Origin of the sequence: Sphingomonas sp., from assembly GCF_031380695.1 — a bacterium.
Lineage (GTDB): Bacteria > Pseudomonadota > Alphaproteobacteria > Sphingomonadales > Sphingomonadaceae > Sphingomicrobium.
In genome coordinates, this window is record NZ_JANMWY010000171.1 from 1 (window position 1) to 2,416 (window position 2,416).

At 66.8% G+C, this 2,416-nt stretch carries 3 protein-coding genes; 1 reads left to right on the forward strand and 2 read right to left on the reverse strand.

What is annotated here, in order from left to right:
* Together RMN84_RS06450 and RMN84_RS06455 are read right to left on the reverse strand one after the other, a co-directional pair.
* On the reverse strand, window positions 1-735 hold a 735-nt coding region (locus RMN84_RS06450), incomplete at its 3' end, for an FAD-dependent monooxygenase (RefSeq protein WP_309611364.1).
* A gap of 147 nt (window positions 736-882) precedes the next feature.
* On the reverse strand, window positions 883-1,089 hold the full coding sequence (locus tag RMN84_RS06455) for a DUF2945 domain-containing protein (RefSeq protein ID WP_309611365.1): 207 nt from the start codon (window positions 1,087-1,089) through the stop codon (window positions 883-885).
* 89 nt (window positions 1,090-1,178) lie between these two features.
* On the opposite strand from RMN84_RS06455, the gene RMN84_RS06460 reads away from it, so the two are divergent.
* A partial coding sequence (locus tag RMN84_RS06460) for a cation:proton antiporter (RefSeq protein ID WP_309611366.1) occupies window positions 1,179-2,416 on the forward strand: 1,238 nt, incomplete at its 3' end.

Sequence of the window (2,416 nt, forward strand, 5' to 3'; positions counted from 1 at the left end):
CAAGTCGGGGAAGGCGGCGGCAACTTCGCCCGCCATCCAGTCGACGCCCATTGCCTTAACCGCTTCGGCGCCGCCTTTCGGAACCAGGTAGGCGACCTGCCAATAGCTGCGCCGGTCGATTAGCACGACCATGCGCCCCGCCGCGACCGAAGCGCGCAGGGCGTCGCCGGGATTGTCGGTCTTGTCGATGCGGAACCAGAAGACATCCATCGGTGCCCCGAGCACCTCGGCCGGGAGGAGCTGGCGAGCGAGCGACGAGCGGCCGTCGGCGGCGATGGTCAGCGGCGCTCGGATCGTGCGACCGTCGGCCAGCGTGACGCCGGTGACCCGGTTTTCCTGCTCAGTGAAGCCAGTCACTTCGGCGCTCATTTCCAGCGTGAAGCCGGGAAAGGCAGCGGCCTCGTCACGCAGGAAATCGAGGAAGTCCCACTGCGGCATCATGGCGATATACGGGGCGGCGGTCCGGAGGTGCGACAGGTCGCCGATGGCCCATTCGCGATCGGCGATGCGGATCTGGGCGTGGTCGAGCTTTTCGTGGGGACGCTGAAGGAACCGCCCGAGCATGCCGAGCTGGCCGAGAATCTCCATCGTCGATGGGTGGACGGTATCACCGCGGAAATCGCGGAAGAAATCGGGGTGCTTCTCAAATACGACGACGCTGCAGCCGGCGCGGGCGAAGAGCAGCCCGGCGAGCATCCCGGCCGGCCCGCCGCCAGCGATCAGAAGGTCGGCCATCCGGCGCATCTGATGTCAAAGTTCACGAAAGTACACACGAAACGCGGTTTTGCGGCCACCGGAGCCCGGTCACGAGATCCAAACAATCGGGCGGTGGCGTCATGCCGAAAGACTGACAGCTTCGCCGCGAGTAGGACAGCAAAAAGATTATAACTTTTTGAGTGACTTGGCCTTGTGCGCCGCTTGCTTACCTGCGGCCGTTTCGACCAAATATTCGGGATTGTCCTTTGACGCCGCGACCTTGTGGCCCTTGATCTGCGTCGGCTTGGTCAGCTTCTTGACGACCTTGCCAGTCGAGTGGCCGCCACTCGAATTCCAACCGACCTTGTCGCCGGTTTTTACCGATTTTGCCATATATACTATCTCCAATCGTCGGGAAAACGCACCAACCGTCAGGCGGTGCCGCCGTGACAGTCGCATCGTGGCATGGCACTAGCCGCCCTATGGCGGGACCAACGAGCATCGGCGGAACGGGACTGTCCGATACACTGACCATCCTCGGCGCGGCGGGGATCGTCATTCCAGCTTTTGCGCGGATCAAGATCAGCCCGGTGATCGGCTTCATCCTGGTCGGGATCATCGCCGGACCGTTCGCGCTGGGGGCACTGGCGCCGGCGCACCCGTGGCTCGAGGCAGTGTCGATTTCCAACCCGCACGGGATCGAGCCATTCGCCGAGCTGGGCATCATCTTCCTGCTGTTCGCGGCGGGGCTGCACCTGAGTTTCCGGCGTCTGGCGGCGATGCGGCGGGCGGTGTTCGGGGTCGGGGCGGCGGAGCTGCTGGTGTCGGCAGGGCTGATCGGTGCGGCGTTGCTGATCGTCGGGGAGCGACCGGCGAGCGCGACCGCGCTTGGCCTGGCGCTGGCGCTGTCGTCGACCGCGCTGGTGCTGCCGATCGCAGGGACGCAGACGGCGGTCGGGCGCGCCGCCTTCGCGATGCTGCTGTTCGAGGATCTGGCGCTGGTGCCGTTGCTGTTCCTGCTCGAGGCGATGAGCGGCGATGCGTCGGTCGGCGGGCTGGTGCGGACGCTGGTCTATGGCGGGCTGGTGGTCGCCGGGCTGCTGCTGATCGGGCGGTTCGTGCTGCCAAGCCTGTTCGCCCAGGCGGCGCGGACCAAGAGCCCCGAGCTTTTCCTCGCGGTCAGCCTGCTGACGGTGATCCTGGCGAGCATGGCGACCGGCGCGGTCGGCCTGTCGCCGATCCTGGGCGCTTTGATCGCCGGGGTGCTGGTCGCCGAAACCGATTATGATTCGGCGGAGGAGAATGTCACGGCGCGGCTGCGCGGGCTTGCGCAGGGGATTGTCCTGAGCCCGGTGGGGAAGCGGCTCGACCTCGGCGCGCTGGTCGCCGACTGGCCGATGCTGCTCGCCGCGACGGTGGCGCTGTTGATCGTGAAGGCGGTGGTGACCATGCTGCTGCTGCGCCTGAGCGGGACGCAGCGCGGAGTGGCGATCGAGACTGGCGTCATGATGGCAAGCCCGTCCGAGACCAGCCTGATCGTGCTGGCGGCGGCGGCAACGGCGGGGCTGGTGCCGCGTGCGACCGCCGATTTCTGGACGATCGTGACCGCGATCGGGCTGACCGTGACCCCCCTGCTGGCGGCGGCGGGCAAGCGGCTGGGCAAGCGAGTGGACCATGCCGTGGCCGACCGGGCGGAACCGGTCACCGGCGAAGGACGGAC